Source organism: Pseudonocardia sp. SID8383 (genome assembly GCF_009864975.1).
Classification (GTDB): Bacteria; Actinomycetota; Actinomycetes; order Mycobacteriales; family Pseudonocardiaceae; genus Pseudonocardia; species Pseudonocardia alni.
On sequence record NZ_WWFY01001210.1, the window covers coordinates 1 to 21,742 of the forward strand.

General features: G+C 73.0%; 18 protein-coding genes and 3 tRNA genes. 13 read left to right on the forward strand and 8 right to left on the reverse strand.

Annotation, left to right across the window (positions count from 1 at the left end):
- Positions 1-63: 63 nt before the first annotated feature.
- On the reverse strand, positions 64-609 hold the full coding sequence (locus tag GTW08_RS33140) for a PH domain-containing protein (protein WP_073578432.1): 546 nt from the start codon (positions 607-609) through the stop codon (positions 64-66).
- A gap of 280 nt (positions 610-889) precedes the next feature.
- Here GTW08_RS33140 and GTW08_RS29530 point away from each other — a divergent pair, with 280 nt between their 5' ends.
- The 5 genes from GTW08_RS29530 to GTW08_RS29550 all read left to right on the forward strand — a co-directional run bounded on the left by GTW08_RS29530 (position 890) and on the right by GTW08_RS29550 (position 6,603).
- On the forward strand, positions 890-2,833 hold the full coding sequence (locus GTW08_RS29530) for an acetolactate synthase large subunit (protein ID WP_073578431.1): 1,944 nt from the start codon (positions 890-892) through the stop codon (positions 2,831-2,833).
- Positions 2,830-3,339, forward strand: a complete 510-nt coding sequence (ilvN, locus tag GTW08_RS29535; RefSeq protein WP_073578430.1) for an acetolactate synthase small subunit — start codon at positions 2,830-2,832, stop codon at positions 3,337-3,339. Before GTW08_RS29530 ends, ilvN begins: the two co-directional genes overlap by 4 nt.
- Positions 3,340-3,383: 44 nt before the next feature.
- A complete protein-coding gene (gene ilvC / locus GTW08_RS29540; protein ID WP_161152836.1) occupies positions 3,384-4,388 on the forward strand; it encodes a ketol-acid reductoisomerase in 1,005 nt (334 codons plus the stop codon).
- 249 nt (positions 4,389-4,637) lie between these two features.
- A complete protein-coding gene (gene serA / locus GTW08_RS29545) occupies positions 4,638-6,248 on the forward strand; it encodes a phosphoglycerate dehydrogenase (RefSeq protein WP_161152837.1) in 1,611 nt (536 codons plus the stop codon).
- 94 nt (positions 6,249-6,342) lie between these two features.
- The gene (locus GTW08_RS29550; protein WP_062397151.1) at positions 6,343-6,603 is read left to right on the forward strand and encodes a hypothetical protein; all 261 of its coding nucleotides are present in this window, start codon (positions 6,343-6,345) and stop codon (positions 6,601-6,603) included.
- A 30-nt stretch (positions 6,604-6,633) separates the two neighbouring features.
- Here the strand turns inward: GTW08_RS29550 and GTW08_RS29555 are convergent, their stop codons facing one another.
- Positions 6,634-7,644 (reverse strand): LLM class flavin-dependent oxidoreductase, encoded by a 1,011-nt coding sequence (locus tag GTW08_RS29555; RefSeq protein ID WP_161152838.1) that lies wholly within the window; start codon positions 7,642-7,644, stop codon positions 6,634-6,636.
- Between the two features lie 245 nt (positions 7,645-7,889).
- Here GTW08_RS29555 and GTW08_RS29560 point away from each other — a divergent pair, with 245 nt between their 5' ends.
- A complete protein-coding gene (locus tag GTW08_RS29560; protein ID WP_073578427.1) occupies positions 7,890-8,930 on the forward strand; it encodes a 3-isopropylmalate dehydrogenase in 1,041 nt (346 codons plus the stop codon).
- Between the two features lie 66 nt (positions 8,931-8,996).
- Here the strand turns inward: GTW08_RS29560 and GTW08_RS29565 are convergent, their stop codons facing one another.
- Positions 8,997-9,305 carry an EthD family reductase gene (locus GTW08_RS29565; RefSeq protein WP_073578426.1) on the reverse strand — a complete coding sequence of 103 codons (309 nt, stop codon included), beginning with the start codon at positions 9,303-9,305 and terminating at the stop codon, positions 8,997-8,999.
- Between the two features lie 119 nt (positions 9,306-9,424).
- Here GTW08_RS29565 and gltX point away from each other — a divergent pair, with 119 nt between their 5' ends.
- The 4 genes from gltX (at position 9,425) to GTW08_RS29585 (ending at position 11,285) form a co-directional block, all read left to right on the forward strand.
- Positions 9,425-10,903 carry a glutamate--tRNA ligase gene (gene gltX / locus GTW08_RS29570; protein WP_161152839.1) on the forward strand — a complete coding sequence of 493 codons (1,479 nt, stop codon included), beginning with the start codon at positions 9,425-9,427 and terminating at the stop codon, positions 10,901-10,903.
- 55 nt (positions 10,904-10,958) lie between these two features.
- Positions 10,959-11,030: transfer RNA gene (locus GTW08_RS29575), tRNA-Gln, on the forward strand.
- A gap of 58 nt (positions 11,031-11,088) precedes the next feature.
- Positions 11,089-11,164, forward strand: a tRNA-Glu gene (locus tag GTW08_RS29580).
- A 48-nt stretch (positions 11,165-11,212) separates the two neighbouring features.
- Positions 11,213-11,285 (forward strand) — tRNA-Glu (locus GTW08_RS29585).
- A 276-nt stretch (positions 11,286-11,561) separates the two neighbouring features.
- Here GTW08_RS29585 and GTW08_RS29590 read toward each other — a convergent pair.
- Together GTW08_RS29590 and GTW08_RS29595 are read right to left on the reverse strand one after the other, a co-directional pair.
- On the reverse strand, positions 11,562-13,328 hold the full coding sequence (locus GTW08_RS29590) for an Hsp70 family protein (protein ID WP_073578575.1): 1,767 nt from the start codon (positions 13,326-13,328) through the stop codon (positions 11,562-11,564).
- Between the two features lie 116 nt (positions 13,329-13,444).
- Positions 13,445-14,149 carry an IclR family transcriptional regulator gene (locus GTW08_RS29595; protein ID WP_062397135.1) on the reverse strand — a complete coding sequence of 235 codons (705 nt, stop codon included), beginning with the start codon at positions 14,147-14,149 and terminating at the stop codon, positions 13,445-13,447.
- 64 nt (positions 14,150-14,213) lie between these two features.
- Here GTW08_RS29595 and leuC point away from each other — a divergent pair, with 64 nt between their 5' ends.
- The 3 genes from leuC (at position 14,214) to GTW08_RS29610 (ending at position 16,859) form a co-directional block, all read left to right on the forward strand.
- Complete coding sequence (gene leuC, locus GTW08_RS29600; RefSeq protein WP_161152840.1) at positions 14,214-15,641, forward strand: 3-isopropylmalate dehydratase large subunit; 1,428 nt, start codon at positions 14,214-14,216, stop codon at positions 15,639-15,641.
- Complete coding sequence (gene leuD / locus GTW08_RS29605; protein ID WP_100878533.1) at positions 15,641-16,231, forward strand: 3-isopropylmalate dehydratase small subunit; 591 nt, start codon at positions 15,641-15,643, stop codon at positions 16,229-16,231. Before leuC ends, leuD begins: the two co-directional genes overlap by 1 nt.
- 139 nt (positions 16,232-16,370) lie before the next feature.
- Positions 16,371-16,859, forward strand: coding sequence for an HU family DNA-binding protein (locus GTW08_RS29610; protein ID WP_073578422.1), 489 nt, complete (start codon positions 16,371-16,373; stop codon positions 16,857-16,859).
- Between the two features lie 450 nt (positions 16,860-17,309).
- Here the strand turns inward: GTW08_RS29610 and GTW08_RS29615 are convergent, their stop codons facing one another.
- From GTW08_RS29615 to GTW08_RS29625, 3 genes are all read right to left on the reverse strand, one after another.
- Positions 17,310-18,242, reverse strand: a complete 933-nt coding sequence (locus GTW08_RS29615) for a hypothetical protein (protein WP_161152841.1) — start codon at positions 18,240-18,242, stop codon at positions 17,310-17,312.
- 368 nt (positions 18,243-18,610) lie between these two features.
- Positions 18,611-19,558 carry an NUDIX hydrolase gene (locus tag GTW08_RS29620; protein ID WP_161152842.1) on the reverse strand — a complete coding sequence of 316 codons (948 nt, stop codon included), beginning with the start codon at positions 19,556-19,558 and terminating at the stop codon, positions 18,611-18,613.
- Entirely contained in the window at positions 19,558-21,711 is a 2,154-nt protein-coding gene (locus GTW08_RS29625) for an RNA degradosome polyphosphate kinase (protein WP_346009993.1), read from the reverse strand. Before GTW08_RS29625 ends, GTW08_RS29620 begins: the two co-directional genes overlap by 1 nt.
- Positions 21,712-21,742 lie beyond the last annotated feature (31 nt).

Sequence of the window (21,742 nt, forward strand, 5' to 3'; positions counted from 1 at the left end):
GGCGGGTCGCGTCCCGCCGGCCGGCGGGCCGATCGCCCGCAACCGTACGCCCCGCGACGGGCGTCAGTGACCCTCGGCCGGGTCCTCCGGGTCGGTCACCGCGGCCGGGTCGGCGAACCGGCCGCCGCTGGCGACCGAGAGCGCGGGCAGGTCGCGCGCGTGCACCGCGGGCAGGACGAGGTCGTCGTCCTCGCCCAGCACCGCGCTGACCCGCGAGCGCGAGCCGATCCGCAGACCGCGCACGTCGTCCCAGTCCACGGTGCGGGAGGAGAACGCGCCGCGGACGGTCAGCGTGTCCGGGTCCACGGTGGTGCGGACCCGCAGGATCCAGGCGATCGCCGCGACCGGGGCCACCAGCACGACCCAGAACCACGGCAGGCTGAACACCAGCGGCGTCGACCCGACGACCGCGACCAGGATGGCGAAGATGGTCAGCCGGCTGGGCTTGAACACCAGCGCGCGCGAGCCCACGCGGAGCTTGCGGCCCTCGTCGCGGACCCGGGGGGTCCACGCCAGCTCGCCGTCCACCTGCTGGGACGCCCCCGGGGCCGACTGCGGATCGGCAGAGGTGGGGTCGGCGGGGACGGCGCGGTCGTCGGTGCTGCTCACGACCCCAGTGTGACAAATCCGGACCGTGACCCCACGGCCCGGACGGGTGGGGTCGTTTGACTCCGTCCGTGGGACGCGTGCTAGCGTCGATGCATGTTCGCCGTTCGAATTCTCGTACTTCTTGGGCGCGTCGTCGCCTGAGTTCGACCTTCTCGAACGACGACGCGCTCACCCTCGCAGCGCCCGGAGTACCGGGCGGCGGGGGTTTTTTCATGTCCAGCTCCGAGCTCAGCCCATGTCCGGCATCTGATCGACACGATCTCCAGCGAGGCAGACCCAGATGACCACCGTCCCCGCCAAGCCCGGCTCGTCCGGCCCGAAGCCGGGCCCGCCGCCCGGCCGGTCCGCGGCCTCCGGCACGTCCCGCAGCGCGGCCCCGGCACCCGGTGAGACCACCGTGCCCGGTCCGCGCATCGTGGACGAGCCCATGACCGGCGCCCAGTCCCTGGTGCGTTCGCTCGAGGAGATCGGCTGCGAGGTCGTCTTCGGGCTGCCCGGCGGGACGATCCTGCCCGCCTACGACCCGCTCCTGGACTCGACGAAGGTGCGCCACATCCTCGTCCGCCACGAGCAGGGCGCCGGACACGCGGCGACCGGCTACGCGCAGGCCACCGGCAGGGTCGGGGTCTGCATGGCGACGTCCGGGCCGGGGGCCACGAACCTGGTCACCCCGATCGCGGACGCCCACATGGACTCGGTGCCGCTGGTGGCCATCACGGGTCAGCAGACCCGGCCGCTGATCGGCACCGACGCCTTCCAGGAGGCCGACATCACCGGCATCACCATGCCGGTGACCAAGCACAACATGCTGGTGACCGACGCGACGGAGATCCCGCGCGCGATCGCCGAGGCCTTCCACCTGGCGTCCACCGGCCGGCCCGGCCCGGTCCTGGTGGACATCCCGAAGGACGTGCTGCAGGAGCAGACCACGTTCTCCTGGCCCCCGGAGCTGCAGCTGCCCGGCTACCGGCCGACGACCCGGCCGCACGGCAAGCAGATCCGCGAGGCCGCCCGGCTCATCCGCGAGTCGGCCAAGCCGGTGCTCTACGTCGGCGGCGGTGTCCTCAAGGCCGAGGCCGCCGAGGAGCTCAGGGAGCTGGCCGAGCTGACCGGGGCGCCCGTCGTCACCACCCTGATGGCGCGCGGTGTGTTCCCCGACAGCCACCCGCTGCACCTGGGCATGCCCGGAATGCACGGCACCGTCGCCGCGGTCGCGGCGATGCAGCGGTCCGACCTGCTCGTCGCACTCGGCTCCCGGTTCGACGACCGGGTCACCGGCAAGCTGGAGAGCTTCGCCCCCGGGGCGAAGATCATCCACGCCGACATCGACCCGGCCGAGATCTCCAAGAACCGGCGCGCCGACGTGCCGATCGTCGGGGACTGCAAGGAGGTCCTGGCCGACCTGGTCGAGGCCGTCCGTGCGGACCGCGCCGAGCACGGTGAGCCGGACCTGTCGTCCTGGTGGAAGCAGGTCGGCGGCCTGCGCGACCGCTACCCGCTCGGCTACGACGAGCCGACCGACGGGGCGCTCTCGCCGCAGTACGTGATCGAGCGGATCGGCGCGATCGCAGGGCCGGACGCGATCTACACCGCGGGCGTCGGCCAGCACCAGATGTGGGCCGCGCAGTTCGTCAAGTACGAGAAGCCGCGGACCTGGCTGAACTCCGGCGGGCTCGGGACCATGGGCTACGCGGTCCCGGCCGCGATGGGCGCCAAGGTCGGCGAGCCGGATGCCGTCGTCTGGTGCATCGACGGCGACGGCTGCTTCCAGATGACCAACCAGGAACTCGCCACCTGCGCGATCGAGGGTATCCCGATCAAGGTCGCCGTCATCAACAACGGCAACCTCGGCATGGTCCGCCAGTGGCAGAACCTGTTCTACGGCGAGCGGTACTCCAACACCGACCTCAACACCCACAAGCTGCGCATCCCGGACTTCCCGATGCTCGCGCAGGCGATGGGCTGCGAGGGACTGCGGGTCGAGTCCAAGGAGGACGTCGACCGGGTCATCCACCAGGCCATGGAGATCAACGACCGGCCGGTCGTCGTGGAGTTCGTCGTCGGTGCCGACGCCCAGGTGTGGCCGATGGTCGCCGCGGGCACGAGCAACGACGAGATCAACGTCCGGCGCGACATCCGGCCGGAGTTCGAGCACGACGAGCTGGCCGCGTCGGTCGATGCGGTCGCCGACGTCACCGAGCAGGCCCTGGAGGTCGAGAAGTGAGCGAGCTCCACACCCTCTCGGTCCTGGTCGAGGACAAGCCGGGTGTCCTGGCCCGGGTCTCCGGGTTGTTCTCGCGGCGCGGGTTCAACATCAACTCGCTCGCGGTCGGCCCCACCGAGCACCCCGACGTCTCCCGGATGACGATCGTCGTCGAGGTGGACGAGCTCCCGATGGAGCAGGTCACCAAGCAGCTCAACAAGCTGGTGCACGTCATCAAGATCGTCGAGCTGGAGCCGGACGCCTCGGTGCAGCGCGAGCTGTTGCTGGTCAAGGTCCGGGCCGACGCCACGGTGCGCAGCCAGGTCGTCGAGACCGTGCAGCTGTTCCGCGCCAAGGTCGTCGACGTCTCCCCGGAGGCGGTCACGGTCGAGGCCACCGGGTCGTCCGACAAGCTCAACGCGCTCCTGCGCATGCTGGAGCCCTACGGGATCCGCGAGATGGTGAAGTCCGGGATGGTGGCCGTCGGCCGCGGCCCCCGGTCCATCACCGCCGCGGCCGTCCGCTAGACAGTCGTCGCTACACAACCTCCGAGAGGAACCGTCCCAGAGCCATGAGTGTCAACATCTACTACGACGCCGACGCCGACCTGTCGATCATCCAGGGCCGCAAGGTCGCCGTGATCGGCTACGGCTCCCAGGGGCACGCGCACTCGCTGTCCCTGCGTGACTCCGGGGTCGAGGTGAAGATCGGTCTGCCCGAGGGCTCCAAGTCCCGGCAGAAGGCCGCCGACGAGGGCCTCGAGGTCGGCACGCCGGCCGAGGTCTCCGCCTGGGCCGACGTGATCATGGTCCTGGCGCCCGACACCAAGCAGCGCTTCATCTACACCCAGGACATCGAGCCGAACCTCAAGGACGGCGACGCGCTGTTCTTCGGCCACGGCTTCAACATCCGCTACGAGCTGATCAAGCCCCCGGCGAACGTCGACGTGGCCATGGTCGCGCCGAAGGGCCCGGGCCACCTGGTCCGCCGCCAGTTCGTCGACGGGAAGGGCGTCCCCGCCCTGATCGCCGTCGAGCAGGACGCCTCGGGCAACGCCAAGGCGCTCGCGCTCTCCTACGCGGCCGGGATCGGCGGCGCCCGCGCGGGCGTCATCGAGACCACCTTCAAGGAGGAGACCGAGACCGACCTGTTCGGTGAGCAGGCCGTCCTCTGCGGCGGTGCCGCCGCGCTGGTCCAGACCGGCTTCGAGGTGCTGACCGAGGCGGGCTACGCCCCGGAGATCGCCTACTTCGAGTGCCTGCACGAGCTCAAGCTGATCGTCGACCTCATGTACGAGGGCGGCATCGCCAACGAGCGCTTCTCCATCTCCGACACCGCCGAGTACGGCGACCTCACCCGCGGCCCGCGCGTCATCACGCCCGCGGTCAAGGCCGAGATGCAGAAGATCCTGGGCGAGATCCAGGACGGCACCTTCGCCCGCGAGTGGGTGGCCGAGGACGAGGCCGGCCGCGGCAACTACACCAAGCTGCGGCAGCAGGGCGCCGAGCACCCGATCGAGCAGGTCGGCGAGAAGCTCCGCGGCCTGATGAGCTGGGTCGGCGAGAAGGCCAAGTGATCGACTGCCGGATGCGTCCGGCAGGATGAATCGCGCGGGCCCCAGACGGCCCGCGGATGCCCGGGCCCGGACGCACCCATCCGGACCAGGCGACGTGGAACCCCCGTACCGGCGACACCGGGCGGGGGTTTCGCGCGTCCGGTGGCTGTGCCGCGCAACGACCCGTCCGCCCGTCCGGGTCCACGAAGGCCCCCACGGTCCTAGGATGGTCGACGTTCGCGCACCGACCTCGGGGAGCACTCGCACACCGTGAGCACCGCAGCCACCGACCACCGTCCCGTCGTCCTGCTCGCGGAGACGCTCGCGCCCTCCGCCGTCGAGCTGCTCGGGGACGGCGTCGAGATCCGCCACGTCGACGGCACCGACCGCCCCGCCCTGCTGGCGGCGCTCGCCGACGCCGACGCGCTGCTGGTCCGGTCCGCCACCCGGGTCGACGCCGAGGTGCTGGCCGCGGCAGGCCGCCTCAAGGTCGTCGCACGCGCCGGGGTCGGCCTGGACAACGTCGACGTCCCCGCCGCCACCGCGCGCGGGGTGATGGTCGTCAACGCCCCGACCTCGAACATCGTCTCCGCCGCCGAGCACGCCATCGCGCTGCTGCTCGCGACCGCGCGCCACATCCCGCCGGCGGACGCCGCGCTGCGCTCCGGGGCGTGGAAGCGCTCGTCCTTCGGCGGCGTCGAGCTCAGCGGCAAGACCGTCGGCATCGTCGGGCTCGGCAAGATCGGGCAGCTCGTCGCGCAGCGCCTCGCCGCGTTCGGCATGACGCTGGTCGCCTACGACCCCTACATCGCGCCGTCGCGCGCCGCACAGCTCGGCATCGAGCTGATGGGCCTCGACGACCTGCTCCGCACCGCGGACATGATCACTGTGCACCTGCCGAAGACCCCGGAGACCCTCGGCCTGATCGGCAAGGACCAGCTCGCGCTGACCAAGCCGGGAGTGCTCGTCGTCAACGCCGCCCGCGGCGGCCTGATCGACGAGGACGCCCTGGCCGAGGCGGTCCGCTCCGGGCACGTCGGCGGCGCCGGGATCGACGTCTACGTCACCGAGCCGACCACGTCGAGCCCGCTGTTCGAGCTGGAGAACGTCGTCGTCACCCCGCACCTGGGCGCCTCCACCGCCGAGGCGCAGGACCGGGCCGGGACCGACGTGGCCCGCTCGGTGCAGCTGGCCCTGGCCGGGGAGTTCGTGCCGGACGCGGTCAACGTGCAGATCCACGGCGCCGTCGGCGAGGAGGTCCGGCCCTGGCTGCCGCTGGTGCAGAAGCTCGGCACCACCCTGCACGCCGTCGCCGGGCGCACCCCGACCTCGGTCACCGTCGACGTCGCGGGCGAGCTGGCCACCGAGGACGTCCAGGTCCTCGGCCTGGCTGCGCTGCGCGGGGTGTTCACCCACGTCGTCGAGGACCAGGTGACGTTCGTGAACGTGCCGCAGCTCGCCGAGGAGCGCGGCGTCGCCGTGGAGATCACCACCAGCCCGGAGAGCGCCAACCACCGCAGCGTGGTGCAGCTGCGCGGCGCCATGCCCGACGGGGAGAAGGTCACCGTGTCCGGCACCCTGACCGGCCGCGCCGAGGTCGAGAAGCTCGTCGAGATCAACGGACGGCACTTCGACCTGCGTGCCGAGGGCGACGTCGTCCTGCTGGAGTACGCCGACCGGCCCGGCGTGATGGGCCGGGTCGGGTCGCTGCTGGGGGAGGCCGCGGTCAACATCGAGGCCGCCCAGATCTCGCAGACCACCGACGGCACCGACGCCGTCATGCTGCTGCGGGTGGACCGCCAGATCGACCCGGCGGTGCTGGAGCCGATCGGTGCCTCGGTCGGCGCCCGGACGATCCGGCTCATCTCCTTCGACGACTGAGCGACCGGGCCCGGTCCCGCACTGCGGGAAACGGCTGCGCGGACCCGGTCGGTCGTGGGATCGTGTCTGCTCGCCACGAGCGGAGGGGGATCCGGTGAGCTGGCTGCGGGCACTGGTGCTGGCGGGCACGACGGTCGGCGTGGGGTGCCTGGTGCTGCTCGGTGTCGGCTTCGTCACCGGGCTGTCGCTGACCGTGCCCTACGTCGTGTCGGTGATGGCGATCGTGACCGGGCCGCCGTCGGCGACGATGACGATCGGCCCCGGCATGCTCGTGGTCCTCGCCGCGCTCGTCGCGATGATCGAGGCCCCGGGCCGGGTGCGGGCCCGCCGGGCGCTGCCCCGCGCCGGGCACTGAGCCCGGCGCGACAGTGCCGCGGCGGCCGGGTCAGCCGCGCGGCGCCCAGCCCAGCGCGGGTCCGAGCGCCCCGGCGATGTCGGTGACGATCTGGACGTAGTCGTCGTGCGGGAAGCCGAACGGCAACGCGAACACCGCCTCGTCGACCTCGCGGAACCCGGCGTCGGCCCACAGCCGTTCGGCGATCTCGGCGGAGCTGCCGACCAGGTCGCGGGCGAACAGCAGCCCGGCCGGGCCCTGCGGGACGCCGACCCGGGCGTCGCGCTCGCGGGCGTAGGCGGCGTAGCGCCGGCGTTGATCGGGCGTCGCCGAGTCGGTCGGCACGACGACCAGCCCCTGCGACACGCGCCCGGCGGGGTTCGCCTCGCGGTAGGCCCGGATCTGCCGGGACTGGATCGCGGCGAAGTCGGTCTCCCCGCCGGAGCGCACCACGTTGCTCGTCAGCAGGTTCAGCCCCTGCCCCGCGGCCCAGACGGCGGAGGAGTCGCTGCCCGCGCCGTACCACATGCGCCCGGCCAGACCGGGGGAGTGCGGCTGCACCCGTTCGGAGAACGACTCGATCCCGACCGTCCCGGAGAAGGTGCTCGCCCGCTCCCCGCGCACCAGGCGCAGCAGCCGCGACACCCGCTCGCGGCCGAAGTCCTCGACGTCGGCGGTGTCCGGGTAGAGCGCGTCCCGCACGTGCTCCCACTGCATCGGCGGCCCGACCGAGACGCCCGGGTTCAGCCGGCCGCCGGAGAGCACGTCGACCGTCGCGAGGTCCTCGGCGAGGCGCAGCGGGTTCTCCCAGCCCAGCGGGACCACGGCCGTCCCGAGCTCGATCCGCGTGGTCCGCTGGGTCGCGGCGGCGAGCACCGCGACCGGCGAGGAGATGCCGAACTGCAGGTGACGGTGCCGGACGAAGGCCGAGTCGAAGCCCAGACGCTCGCCGAGGGCGATCATCTCCAGGGTCGTCTCGTGTCCGGGGCGGGGGTCGTCGCCGTCGAACGAACCGATGGTGAGGAAGCCGAGTCGACGCAGCGGGCGGTCGGGCGTGGGCACGCCCGGGGCAACGACGCCGTCGTCGCGCTTCTTCCCCACCACCACCCGGACGGGTGGCGGCCGCGGCGGCCGTCCCACCCCTCGGAACGGGCCGGAGTCCCCGGAACGGCCGCGTGTCGCGGGTACTCCGACCGCGTGCGGCGCACGCGTCACCCGGACGGGACCACCCCACCGGGTGGCCGAACGATGACCCTGCGTCGGCAGGCGGTAGCGTGCGGCCAGCAGTACGACGAGAGGACGAGGTCATGCGCCTTGCGGTCATCCCCGGTGACGGCATCGGCCCGGAAGTGATCAACGAGGCACTCAAGGTCCTGGGCGAGGTCGCCCGCGACGTGGAGACGACCGAGTACGACCTCGGTGCCGCCCGCTGGCACTCCACGGGCGAGCTGCTCCCGGAGACGGTGCTGACCGAGATCAAGCAGCACGACGCGATCCTGCTGGGCGCGGTCGGCGACCCGTCGGTGCCCAGCGGCATCCTCGAGCGCGGCCTGCTCCTGCGTCTGCGCTTCGAGCTGGACCACCACGTGAACCTGCGCCCCGCGCGGCTCTACCCGGGGGTGCGCGGCCCGCTGGCAGGCAACCCGGAGATCGACCTGGTGGTCGTGCGCGAGGGGACCGAGGGTCCGTACGTCGGCACCGGCGGCCTGCTCCGCAAGGACACCCCGCACGAGATCGCGACCGAGGTCAGCCAGAACACCGCCTTCGGCATCGACCGCGTCGTGCGCGACGCGTTCGCCCGCGCCCAGCGGCGGCCGAAGAAGCACCTGACGCTGGTCCACAAGACCAACGTCCTGGCCTTCGCCGGTGCGCTGTGGTCGCGGATCGTCGAGGAGGTGTCGTTGGAGTACCCCGAGGTCTCGGTGGCCTACCAGCACGTCGACTCGACCACGATCCACCTGGTCACCGACCCGGGCCGGTACGACGTGATCGTCACCGACAACCTGTTCGGCGACATCCTCACCGACCTCGCGGCGGCGGTCACCGGCGGCATCGGCCTGGCGGCCAGCGGCAACATCGACGCCAGCCGTACCAACCCCTCGATGTTCGAGCCGGTGCACGGCTCCGCCCCGGACATCGCGGGCCAGGGCATCGCCGACCCGACCGCCGCCGTGTTGTCGGTCGCGTTGCTGCTCGACCACATGGGCCATCGCGACTCGGCCCGGCGCATCGAGGCCGCGGTCGCGTTCGACCTGGCCACCCGGGACCACGCGGCGACGGGCAACACCTCGTCGATCGGGGACCGGCTCGCCGCGCTCGTGTCGAGCCGCGAGGTCGCCACCAACTGACCCACGCACACGCCGACGGGGTGGCACCGGATCTCCGGGGCCACCCCGTCGTCGTGTGCGGGCGGGTCAGACCTGGTTCGACGGACCGGTCAGCAGGGTCACCCCGGCGCCGGCGAAGTTGTCGAGGTCGGCCACGGCGGCCTGTCCCTCGGTGCCGCCCATCCCGGACTGGAACGCCGCCGCGTCGGGGAACTCCAGCACCGCCACGAGGTGGTACGGCGGCTGCGCCCCGTCCGGTCCCGGCGCGGGCCGGGAGACGGTGAACCGCTGCACGCCGGGGATCTTCTTCGCCAGCGGGGCGTGCACGGTGTCGTAGTGCCGGTCGAACGCGGCGGCGTCCTCGGGGTGGTTGTACAGAGCGGTCAGCTGGAACACGGGGTTCCTCCTCGCCTCGTCCCGCGACGCTCCGGTGCGTCGCGACTGCCGTCCACCATGGTCCATCCGGCGCCCGCGTGCACCACCCCTCCGTACGGGGTCGATACGCTGGACCGACCATGAGTACTCCAGCCCAGGTCCGGGTGCGGTTCTCCCCGTCGCCCACCGGTACCCCGCACGTCGGCCTCATCCGCACCGCCCTGTTCAACTGGGCCCACGCCCGCCACCACGGCGGGGCCCTGGTGTTCCGGATCGAGGACACCGACGCCTCCCGCGACTCCGACGAGTCCTACCGGGCCCTGCTCGACGCGCTGGAGTGGCTCGGCCTCGACTGGGACGAGGGCGTCGAGAAGGGCGGCCCGCACGGGCCGTACCGGCAGAGCGAACGCGGCGAGGTCTACGCCGACGCCCTGCGCCGGCTGATCGACGCCGGCGAGGTCTACGAGTCGTTCTCCAGCGCCGAGGAGATCGAGGCCCGGCACCGCGCCGCGGGCCGCGACCCCAAGCTCGGCTACGACAACGCCGACCGCGACCTCACCGAGGACCAGCGCGCCGCGTTCCGGGCCGAGGGTCGTGCCCCGGTCTACCGGCTGCGCATGCCCGACCACGACATCACCTTCACCGACCTCGTCCGCGGCGAGATCACGTTCCGGGCCGGGCAGGTGCCCGACTTCGTGCTGGCCCGCGGCGACGGCACCCCGCTCTACCCGCTGACCAACCCGGTCGACGACGCGCTGATGAAGATCACGCACGTCCTGCGCGGGGAGGACCTGCTGGCGTCCACACCGCGGCAGATCGCGCTGCTGGAGGCGCTGGCCCGGGTCGGCATCGGCCACGGCCCCTTCACCTACGCCCACCTCCCGCTGGTCACCGGTGAGGGCAACCGCAAGCTGTCCAAGCGGGACCCGCAGTCGAACCTGTTCCACTACCGTGAACGCGGATTCGTGCCGGAGGGACTGCTCAACTACCTCGCGCTGCTCGGCTGGTCGATCGCCGAGGACCGCGACGTGTTCTCCCTCGACGAGATGGTCGCCGCCTTCGACGTCTCCCGGGTGTCGAGCAACGCCGCCCGCTTCGACCTGAAGAAGGCCGAGGCGATCAACGCCGCACACCTGCGCCTGCTCGCCCCCGACGACTTCGCCGAGCGCGTCGTGCCCCATCTCGCCGCCGAGGGGATCACCGACCCCGACCGCTCGGTGCTCGCCGCCGCCGCGCCGCTGGTGCAGGAGCGCAGCCAGGTGTTGTCCGACGCGGCCCGGATGCTGGCCTTCCTCTTCCGCGACGAGGACACCTTCACCCCCGACGACGACGCCGCCGCGAAGAATTTGGGCGCCGACGCGGCCCCGGTGCTGGAGGCCGCCGTCGCCGGGCTCACGGACCTGCCGGAGTGGTCGGCCGCCGCGATCGAGGAGTCGCTCAAGACCTCGCTCGTGGACGGTCTGGAGCTCAAGCCGCGGAAGGCGTTCGCGCCTGTCCGCGTCGCCATCAGCGGCCGCACGGTGTCCCCGCCACTCTACGAGAGCATGGAGCTACTGGGCCGCGAGCGGTCGCTCGCCCGCCTGGGGGCCGGTGTCAGACGCTCCCAGGGCATGGGTTAGAGTACCTACATCAACGGAGAGCGGGCCTCGCTCCGGAACGGGGCCCGCTTTTCGATGGGGTATGGTGTAATTGGCAGCACGACTGATTCTGGTTCAGTTAGTCTAGGTTCGAGTCCTGGTACCCCAGCGGAAATCACGACTTCCTCGGAATGATGATTTCTGACAATCGGCACGGTCTCGTCCAAGGTCCCGTCGTCTAGCGGCCTAGGACGCCGCCCTCTCAAGGCGGTAGCGCGGGTTCAAATCCCGTCGGGACTACCACGGACTCCCGCGCAGGGGGTCCGCAATCGAGATCGAGCCGAATGTCCTGGTCCCGTCGTCTAGCGGCCTAGGACGCCGCCCTCTCAAGGCGGTAGCGCGGGTTCAAATCCCGTCGGGACTACTCCACGAAGGCCCCGCTCCACGGAGCGGGGCCTTCGTCGTGTCCGGGGTCGTTCTCTGCACGGTGCACAACATCCCCGGTGCTCCCAGGGCCTCACTAGCTGGGCAGAGCGCTACCGGAATGCACCTCGGGCACCGGAGTCGGGCAGCGCTGCCGACGAGCGGAGGCCGATCGACTCCGGGCCCGGGATCCGAGGGCTCAGAGTGGGGCTGAGCATGGGCGGGGCGGGGCCGTCTCCCGGGAGACCGTCGGGCACGGAACGCGCCCACGGTCGGTTCAGGGGGCCGGTCGATTGTTCTCGTTCGAGGGCGTCGACGGAGCAGTCGATGGAGAAGACGGGCTGGTCGACGGCTCCGGGTCCGGCGGCGGTGTCGACGGATCCGGCGGCCGCGGCGTCGTGGTCACCACCGGTGGCGGAGCGGGGGCCGGGGCGTCGGTCGTCGTCGGGGCGACCTCGGTCGGCCGGTCCCGGGTCCGTTCCGGCTCGCGCACCGGCTCCTGCTCGACGGTCGTCGGGGGCGGGGCCTGGGTCGTCGTCGGGATCGCCGGCAGCTCGGGGGTCGCATTGCTGATCGTGCGGTCCTGCGGCCAGAAGAACACCGTGCCGAGCACGGCCAGCGCCGCGACGACCCCGCCGGCGCCGATGAGCAGCGCGGGGGAGCGGCGGACGGGTGCGGGCCCGGGGGCGACGGTGGTCTCCCCGTCGTCGTAGCCGCCGTACCCGCCGTAGCCGTGCACGGCGGTCTGGTCGTAGCCCATCGGCGGCACGACAGGGATGCGGTCGGTGGGCGGGTCGGCGCGGGCGCCCTCGAGGTAGGCGGTGCGGTCGCCGTCGAGCTGGGTCGTGCCGCCGGTCGGCATCCGATCGGTGACCGGGTCCGGGTTCTCCCAGGGCAGCGGGCCGGGGTCGGGGGCGAGCGCGGGACCGCCGCTCGCCGCCACCGCGCCGAACCCGCCCGAGCCGGTGCCGGGAACCGGGTCGGCCGGCCCGAGCGCGACGACGGCGCCCTTCGCGATGGTGTTCTTCGGGTCCGCGTCGACCTGTACGGGACGCCCGAGCCCGGTGGAGACGAGCTCGGCGACCAGCGGGACCCGCGAGGACCCGCCCACGAGCAGTACCACCGACGGCCCGGACGCGGCCAGCCCGGCCGAGGCGATCGCCCGCTGCAGCGCCTCGACCGACTCCTCCAGCCGGGGCCGGATGCGCTCCTCGAAGTCGCTGCGGTGCAGGCGCACCGTCGTGCGGACCTCGCCGAGCCACACCGGGATCGAGACCTCGGTGTCCGCTGACAGGCCCTCCTTGGCCTCGCGGCAGTCGCGGCGCAGCCGGGCCATCGCGGACAGGACGTTCGGGTCGGTGTCGTCGAGCCCCTCGAAGGCGGCCGGGACGGCGTCGCGCACGTGGTCGACGACGGCCTGGTCGAAGTCGGCGCCACCGAGCTGCTCGACGCCCTCGGGCCTGCCGAGCAGCGTGAACCCGCCGCCCGCGGCCTCCTTGCGCACGACGGCGGCGTCGAAGGTCCCGCCGCCCAGGTCGTAGACGGCGACGGTCGCGCCGGGCTCGACCCGCTCGCTCGTCGCGTAGTGCAGCGCGGCGGCCTGCGGCTCGGTGAGGAAGGTGACGGTCAGGCCGCGCTCGGCGAGGGCCGCGGCGAACAGGTCGCACTTGTGCGTGCCCCAGGACGCCGGGTGGGTCACCGCGATGCGCTCGGGCGCGCCGCCCTCGGTGCGCGCGACGACGTCGACGACGTGCTCGGCCAGCAGCGCGGACAGCTGCTCGGGGGCGAAGGACCGCTCGCCCAGCGGGATCGGCGTGGGGTCGCCGATGCGCCGCTTGAACTCGCGGGCGACGCGGTCCGGCTCGGTCAGCGCGCGGCGCTCGGCGGCCTCGCCGAACAGCAGACCGCCGTCGGGCGCCACGTAGACCACGGACGGGATGTCGACCGAGTGGTCACCGAGGGTGACCATCTCGACGGTGCCGGAGCCGATGACCGCAGCCGCGGTGCGGGTGGTGCCGACGTCGATGCCCAGCAGGTAACCCATCGTCTCCCCGGTGTGCCGACCATGTCCGAAGGGTCCGGCCCGGTGCCGGACCTCCACACGGTAGTGGAGCCCGGAACCGTCACCTCAGTCGCGTCGGTACGGCAGGCAGGAGCCGATCAGGTGAGCCGGTGCTGCAACGCGTCCGCCGCGGCGAGCAGGTCGGCGGCCCAGCGGACCCCGGGACGGCGCCCGATCCGGTCCACCGGTCCGGACACCGAGACGGCGGCGACGACCTGGCCCGCCGCGTCGCGCACCGGGGCCGACACCGACGCCACCCCGGCCTCACGTTCGGCGACGCTCTGTGCCCAGCCGCGGCGGCGGACGTCGACGAGCACGCGCTCGGAGAAGCTCGCGTCGGCGAGGACGAGGCGCTGCGTGGCCGGGTCGCACCAGGCGGCGAGCACCTTCGCCCCGGAGCCCGCGGTCATCGGCAGCCGGGACCCGACGGGCACGGTGTCCCGCAGGCCGGACGGCGGCTCGGCGTGCGCGATGCAGATCCGGTGGATCCCGTCGCGCCGGTAGAGCTGGACGCTCTCGCCGGTGATGTCACGCAGCCGGGGCAGGACGGCGGCCGCGGCGTCGAGCAGCGGGTCCGGCCGCCCGCCCGCGAGCTGGCCGAGGGTCGGGCCCGGATGCCAGCGCCCGTCCGGTGTGCGCAGCAGCATCCCGTGCGCCTCGAGCCCGACGGCGAGCCGGTGGGCCGTGGCCCGGGGCAGGCCGGTGCGCTCACAGAGCTCCGCCAGGCCGCACGGCCCCTCCGCCGTCGCCCGGAGAACCCCCACGGCCTTGTCGAGCACGCCGATCCCGCTAGACTGTCCCACGTTCCGATACTAACTTCCCACGATCTGGGAAGTCCACCGCGATCAGATCACAGAGGAGGCGGGCGTGACCACCGCAGAGAAGCCGCGCACGCTGGCCGAGAAGGTCTGGGACCGGCACCTCGTCCGCAAGGGCGAGGGCGACGAGCCCGACCTGCTCTACATCGACCTGCACCTGGTGCACGAGGTCACGAGCCCGCAGGCGTTCGACGGGCTCCGGCTCGCGGGCCGTCCGGTGCGCCGTCCGGACCTCACCATCGCCACCGAGGACCACAACGTCCCGACCCTCGACGTCCTCGCCCCGATCGCGGACGAGGTCTCGCGGACCCAGGTGGAGACCCTACGTCGCAACTGCGAGGAGTTCGGCGTCCGCCTGCACCCGATGAACGACCCCGAGCAGGGGATCGTGCACGTGGTCGGACCGCAGCTGGGGCTGACCCAGCCGGGCACCACGGTGGTCTGCGGGGACTCCCACACCTCCACCCACGGCGCGTTCGGCGCGATGGCGTTCGGCATCGGCACCTCCGAGGTCGAGCACGTGCTCGCCACCCAGACGCTGCCGCTCAAGCCGTTCCGGACGATGGCGATCGAGGTGACCAGCGCCGACGGCACGCTGCGCCCGGGCGTCACCTCCAAGGACGTCATCCTCGCCGTGATCGCGCGGATCGGGACCGGCGGCGGGCAGGGCCACGTGCTGGAGTACCGGGGCAACGTCATCGAGAACCTCTCGATGGAGGCCCGGATGACGATCTGCAACATGTCGATCGAGGCCGGTGCCCGTGCGGGCATGATCGCCCCGGACGAGACGACCTTCGCCTACCTCAAGGGCCGCGACCACGCCCCGGCCGGCGACGACTGGGACGCCGCCGTCGCCGACTGGCGGTCCCTGCGCACCGACGACGGCGCCGAGTTCGACCGGGTCGTGCGGATCGACGCCGACGAGCTCACCCCGTTCGTCACCTGGGGCACCAACCCCGGTCAGGGTCTGCCGCTGGGCGGGTCCGTGCCCGACCCGGCCGCCATCTCCGACGACGGCGAGCGCGCCGCCGTGGAGAAGGCGCTGTCCTACATGGGCCTCACCGGTGGGACCCCGCTGCGGGAGGTGCCCGTCGACGCGGTGTTCGTCGGCTCCTGCACCAACGGCCGGATCGAGGACCTGCGCTCGGTCGCGGAGGTGCTCGACGGGCGCTCGGTCGCGAAGGGCGTGCGGATGCTCGTCGTTCCGGGGTCGATGCGGGTGCGCTTCCAGGCCGAGGACGAGGGCCTGGACAAGGTCTTCACCTCCGCGGGCGCCGAGTGGCGCTCCGCGGGCTGTTCGATGTGCCTGGGGATGAACCCCGACCAGCTCGCGCCCGGTGAGCGCTGCGCGTCCACCTCGAACCGCAACTTCGAGGGGCGGCAGGGCAAGGGCGGCCGTACCCACCTGGTGTCGCCGCTGGTCGCCGCCGCGACCGCCGTGCGCGGCACGCTGAGCAGCCCGGAGGACCTGGACTGATGGAGAAGTTCGACACCCACACCGGGATCGGCGTGCCGCTGCGCTGGTCCAACGTGGACACCGACCAGATCATCCCGGCCGTCTACCTCAAGCGGGTCACCCGCACCGGCTTCGAGGACGGCCTGTTCTCCGCCTGGCGCGACGACCCGTCCTTCGTGCTCAACAACGAGCCCTTCGACCGGGGGTCGGTGCTCGTCGCGGGTCCGGACTTCGGCACCGGCTCCTCGCGTGAGCACGCGGTCTGGGCGTTGATGGACTACGGCTTCCGGGTCGTCATCTCGTCGCGGTTCGCCGACATCTTCCGTGGCAACTCGGCGAAGGCGGGGTTGGTGGCCGCCGAGGTCGCCCAGCCCGACGTCGAGCTGATCTGGAAGAAGCTCGAGACCGAGCCCGGCACGGAGATCACCGTGGACCTGGGTGAGAAGACCGTGCAGGCCGGCGACCTGACCGTGCCGTTCGAGATCGACGACTACGCCCGGTGGCGGCTGCGGGAGGGTCTCGACGACATCGGACTCACCCTGCGGCACGAGGCCGACATCACCGCGTTCGAGGGCACCCGGCCCGCCCGGATGCCACGCACTCTGGCCTGACCCGAACACGGGTGGTCACCATGCTCCGACAGATGTCGTGGTGATCACCCGTTCGGACCTGTACTGATGGACGGTATGCGACCTGGACTCGCGTCGGGATCTGGTGCGCGGCAGGGGCGCAGCCTTACCTTTCGTGACCATGAACAAGGCTCAGCTCGTCGATGCGCTGACCGCCCGGCTCGGAGACCGTCGTGCCGCCACGTCGGCCGTCGACGCGATGGTCGAGGTGATCGTGGACGCCGTCGGCCGCGGTGAGACCGTCACCCTGACCGGGTTCGGGGTGTTCGAGCCGCGACGACGCGCCCCGCGCACCGCCCGCAATCCGCGGACCGGGGAGACGGTGCCCGTCGGGGAGACCGTGGTGCCGTCGTTCCGGCCCGGCGCCGCCTTCAAGGAGCGGGTGGCCGCCAGCGAGGCCGCCGCCGCGAACGCGACCAGCGCCCCCCGCCGTACCGAGCGAGCCGCGACGGGCACCGGTCGCAGCACCGCGACCCGCACGACGATCCCGCCGGACACCGCGGCCGCTCCGGCCGCCGCGGCCGCTCCGGCGAAGAAGGCGGCTGCCCCGAAGAAGGGGGCCGCCTCGGCGAAGAAGCCGGCCCGACGGAAGGCCGCTGCGGAGAAGTAGCCGCGCCACCGCGCCGCCGTGGCCTGCCCTGCCCCGCGGTGCCGCGCCTCCCCGCGCCCGTGCCGCCCCGCGCCCCCTCTCCCTCCCTGCTACGCCGTCCTGTGCTCGCCGCCCATCGCCGTCCACGAGTGCGTCGATCAGTACATGACTGCTGTTCGAGCGGAGGTGGACAGCGCTCAGGTACTGATCGACGGTCCTCGTCCCGGTGTGCACCCTGGCTCGGTGCGGCCCGCCGAGCGCGGCGGGCGTAGGGCCGCGCCTCGCTGGACTGCCCGCTCTGGGCTGCCTCCCCAGGGGCGCGCCGCGCCGTCCGAGCCCCTCGCACGTCGATCAGTACGTGACTGCTGTCCGACCGGAACGCAGCGACGCTCACGTACTGATCGACGGGGGGACGTGGACGAGAGCGGGGGGCGGCGTCGAGTGGGGCCCGGGACGCCGCGCCGGTGCGGGTCAGGGCGAGGTGAGGTGGGTCCGTTGGGCGAGCAGGGCGCGGACCGTCCCGACGGTGCGGCGGGCGTTGCGGGTGAGGCCGTCGGCGGTAATCCGGAGGGTCTGCCATCCCAGCGCCGCGGTGCGGGTGTCGCGGATGCGGTCGAGCGGGTCGTCGTGGTGGGCGCCGTCGTACTCGATCGCGAGCAGGGCGTCGGGGTAGGCGAGGTCGAAACGCGCCCAGGGGTGGCCGCGGGCGTCGTACAACGGGAACTGGACCTGCGGGACCGGGAGCCCGGAGAGCACGAGCAACAGCCGTAGCCGGGTCTCGGGTGGGGACTCCGCCCGGGGGTCGGCGAGTGCGACGACCCGGTCCAGCCGGGCCGAGCCCCGCACGTGGGGGTACAGCGACCGCAGGACCAGGAGGTCGGCGGGGTCGAAGCCGGGGCACGGCGCCGTCATCCTGGACAGTCTCCGCTGCTCGGGTGCCGGTGTGCCCTGTACCGGTACGAACACCGGCCGATCCCGTCTCCGGGCGGCGAGTGCGTCGAGGGCGACGACGGCGTCGACGAGCTCGAGCCGCCGGCACAGCTCCCACGCCGTGGCGCGGGGTGAGGTGACCCGGACGCCGTCGCAGAGACCGGGTTCGAGCGGGACGCCCTGGTGGGCGAGCAGGTCCGGGCGGGGCCGGATCCGCCGTGGCGCGACGAGCTCGGCGGGCGCCGTCCACGGCCCGCAGGACGCGCGCAGGATCTCGGCCGCCGAGTAGGCCGATGCCGCGCCCCGGGGTCCGGCGTAGACCGATGCCGCCCGGGCCCGGAGCACCGGCGTCACGGGGGCCGCGGCGGACACGTACACGTCGGGGAACAGACGCACGAACCGTGGCCCGCGCAGCCGCGCCGGCGTGACGATCCCGCGCGCGACGGCCTCCGACCCCCGGAACGGCTCCTCCACCCGCGCACCCTGCACCCCGGTCCGTGCCTGGCGGGCCCGAACCGGTGCGTCCGTTCGCAGTCGCACACGCCGCCGCAGAGGAGGGCACACCGCCACGGCTCCGGTCGATCAGTGCACCAGTGCTGCCGACCCGGGGCCGAACAGCTCTCAGGTACTGATCGACGATCGGACCGGGGCCGGGGCCGGGGCCGGGGCCGGGGCCGGGGACGGCGGGTGCGGGGCGCGGGGAGTGGCTGCGCGCGAAAGCGACGAGTACACGGAACGACAGGCCCGCGGAGTGGTGTGCGGACGGCGTCCGAGGTGCGGCGCGGGCGGGTCGGTGGGCGCGGCAGGGAGCGGGGAAGGGAGGCGCTGAGCGGCGAGGCGGGTCAGGAGGGCGGGCGGCGGTAGTAGTCGGCCGACAGCAGGGCGCCGTCGTCGCCGAAGCCCAGGACCCAGGTGCTGGCCTTGTGCGAGGGCAGGTCGGGGTCGGGGGACCGGCCCGCGGCGGCGAGCAGGTGCCCGACGACGTCCGGGATGACCCCGCCCTGGCTGCACAGCAGCGTCACGCCGGGCTGCGCCGCGAGGGTGCGGAAGCGGGCCAGGCCGTCGACGGGGGAGACCCAGTAGCCGTGCTCGCCGAGCAGCGGCTCCACGTCTGGTTCGCCCGCGCCGGACGCGTGGGCGTACGGCTCGATCGTCTGGCCGCAGCGCAACGGCGGGGCGGTCGCGAGCCGGTCCGGGCCGAAGCGGTCGAGGAAGTCCGCGAGCCGGTCGGCCTGGGTGAACCCGGTACCGGACAGGGGGCGCAGGTCGTCGTCGCCCTCCCAGGCGGTCCGGCTCCCCGCCTTGGCGTGCCGCACGAGCACCACCGTCGACGACGGCGGCCCCACCCGGCCGAGCCGGTCCAGCAGGTCGGCGTCGGTCGGGCGGGTGAGGAGCGCGGCGGCCTCGTCGCGGGGCAGCCAGCGCAGGTCGTCGGTCTCGTCGGTGACGGAGAAGCCGTGGTCGCGGACGGCCTCGGCGGCCCAGTAGTGCACGACCTTGTGGCCCTTGCCGGGCACGGCGTACGCGGTGTGGCCGAGCCGGGCGCCGAGGCGGCACCCCAGGTGTGCCTCCTCGGCGGTCTCGCGCAGCGCGGTCAGGGTCAGCGCCTCGCCCGGGTCCTGGTGTCCCTTGGGCCAGGACCAGTCGTCGTAGCGGGGGCGGTGGACCAGGGCCACCTCGACGGTGCCGTCGTCCGCGCGGCGCCACGGCACCGTCCCGGCCGCGACGACGTCGGCGATCCCCGCCGGGTCGACCTCGGCGCCGTCGGTCCGGAGCTGTGCGGACAGCATCAGTCCTCGCTGCTGCCGCGGCGGGAGTTCATCATCTCGACCTGGTGGTCGCGGACCCGGATGTTCTCCGAGCCCGGCGCGGGCGACGGCGACCAGGTCCCGTCCGGCCCGAGCGTCCAGCAGCGCGTCGCCGGGTCCAGGCAGGAGTCGAACATCGCGCCGAGCTGGTCGGCCAGCTTCGGGTCGGCGACCCGCAGCATGACCTCGACCCGGCGGTCCAGGTTGCGGTGCATCATGTCCGCCGAGCCGATCCAGTACTCGTCGGCCGAGCCGAAGTGCAGCACCCGGGAGTGCTCCAGGAACGGCCCGAGGATCGACCGGACGGTGATGTTCTCGCTCAGCCCGGGTCGGCCGGGGACGATCGCGCAGATGCCGCGCACCACGATGTCGACCGGCACGCCCGCCTGCGACGCCCGGTAGCAGGCGTCGATGATGGCCTCGTCGACCAGTGAGTTCGCCTTGATCTGCACCCGCGCGCCGGACTCGCCGGACAGGTGCGCCTCGATCTCGTCGTCGATGCGGCGGACGATGCCGCGGCGGATCCCGTACGGCGCGACGAGCAGGCTCCGGTAGGAGGTCTGCCGCGAGTAGCCGGTGAGGGAGTTGAACAGGTCGGTGAGGTCCGCGCCGATGGTCGGGTCGGCGGTGAGCACGCCGACGTCCTCGTAGAGCCGCGCGGTCTTCGGGTTGTAGTTGCCGGTGCCGATGTGGCAGTAGCGGCGGATCTCCGACCCCTCCTGGCGGACGACCAGGCAGGTCTTGCAGTGCGTCTTGAGCCCCACCAGGCCGTAGACGACGTGCACGCCGGCCTTCTCCAGCTCGCGTGCCCAGCGGATGTTGGCCTGCTCGTCGAACCGGGCCTTGATCTCGACCAGGGCGACGACCTGCTTGCCCGCCTCGGCGGCGTCGATCAGGGCGTTGACGATCGGGGAGTCGCCGGAGGTGCGGTAGAGGGTCTGCTTGATCGCGAGCACGTTCGGGTCGGCCGCGGCCTGCTCGATGAAGCGCTGCACCGACGTCGAGAACGAGTCGTAGGGGTGGTGCACCAGCACGTCGCCCTCGCGCAGGGTCGCGAACACGCTGCGCGGGGTCTCCCGCTCCGCGAACGCGGGGTGCGTGGCGGGGCGGAACGGCTCGTCCTTCAGGTCGGGGCGGTTGACCCCGTGCACCTGCCACAGGCCGGTGAGGTCGAGCAGCCCGGGGACGGTGACGACGTCGTTCGGGTCGACGTCGAGCTCGCGCAGCAGCAGCTCCAGCACGTGCTCGGACATCGTGTCGAGCACCTCGAGGCGGACCGGCGGACCGAACCGGCGCCGGGCCAGCTCGCGCTCCAGGGCCTGCAGGAGGTCCTCGTCGCGGTCCTCCTCGACCTCGAGGTCGGCGTTGCGGGTGACGCGGAACGGGTGGACCTCGGTGACCTCCATGCCGTTGAACAGGTCCCCGAGGTGCGCGGAGATCAGGTCCTCGATCGGCAGGAACGTGCACTGCCGGTTCCCGGCGCGGGTGTCGGTGTCCGGCGGGTCGACCGACACCAGCCGCGGCACGTTGTTCGGTACCTTGACCCGGGCGAACCGCTCGGTCCGGCCCTCGGGGTCGCGGACGGTCACCGCGAGGTTGAGCGACAGCCCGGAGATGTAGGGGAACGGGTGCGCCGGGTCCACCGCGAGCGGGGTGAGCACCGGGAACACCGTCTCGGTGAAGTAGTCCGACAGCCGCAGGCGCTCGGCGTCGGTCAGGTCCTCCCAGCTGCGCAGGTGGACGCCGGCCGCGTCGAGCTCGGGGAGCAGCTCGTCCATGAACACCTCGGCGTGCGCCCGCGACAGCGCGCGGCTCCGCTCGGTGATCCGGGCCAGCTGCTGGCGGGGGGTCAGGCCGTCGGCGCTGCGCACGGACAGGCCGGTCTCGTCGCGGCGCTTCAGACCCGCGACCCGGACCATGTAGAACTCGTCGAGGTTGGAGGCGAAGATCGCGAGGAACTTCGCGCGCTCCAGCAGCGGCTGGCTGGAGTCCTCGGCCAGGGCCAGCACCCGGGCGTTGAAGTCGAGCCAGGACAGCTCACGGTTGAGGTAACGGTCCTCGGGGAGCAGCTCGGCCATCGTCGACGCCGGGGTGGTCGCCCCCGCGGGCGGCGCGATCGGGGCGGCTCCCTGCACCTGCGACGGCGCGGCGGCCGGCGGCGCGGGC

What these genes read in the sequence shown, in the direction of transcription:
- GTW08_RS29530 (WP_073578431.1), top strand. Translation starts at nt 890, where the DNA reads ATGACCACCGTCCCCGCCAAGCCCGGCTCGTCCGGCCCGAAGCCGGGC.
- GTW08_RS29590 (WP_073578575.1), bottom strand. Translation starts at nt 13,328, where the DNA reads ATGGGTTACCTGCTGGGCATCGACGTCGGCACCACCCGCACCGCGGCT.
- GTW08_RS29560 (WP_073578427.1), top strand. Translation starts at nt 7,890, where the DNA reads ATGCGCCTTGCGGTCATCCCCGGTGACGGCATCGGCCCGGAAGTGATC.
- ilvC (WP_161152836.1), top strand. Translation starts at nt 3,384, where the DNA reads ATGAGTGTCAACATCTACTACGACGCCGACGCCGACCTGTCGATCATC.
- GTW08_RS29610 (WP_073578422.1), top strand. Translation starts at nt 16,371, where the DNA reads ATGAACAAGGCTCAGCTCGTCGATGCGCTGACCGCCCGGCTCGGAGAC.
- leuD (WP_100878533.1), top strand. Translation starts at nt 15,641, where the DNA reads ATGGAGAAGTTCGACACCCACACCGGGATCGGCGTGCCGCTGCGCTGG.
- gltX (WP_161152839.1), top strand. Translation starts at nt 9,425, where the DNA reads ATGAGTACTCCAGCCCAGGTCCGGGTGCGGTTCTCCCCGTCGCCCACC.
- GTW08_RS29620 (WP_161152842.1), bottom strand. Translation starts at nt 19,558, where the DNA reads ATGCTGTCCGCACAGCTCCGGACCGACGGCGCCGAGGTCGACCCGGCG.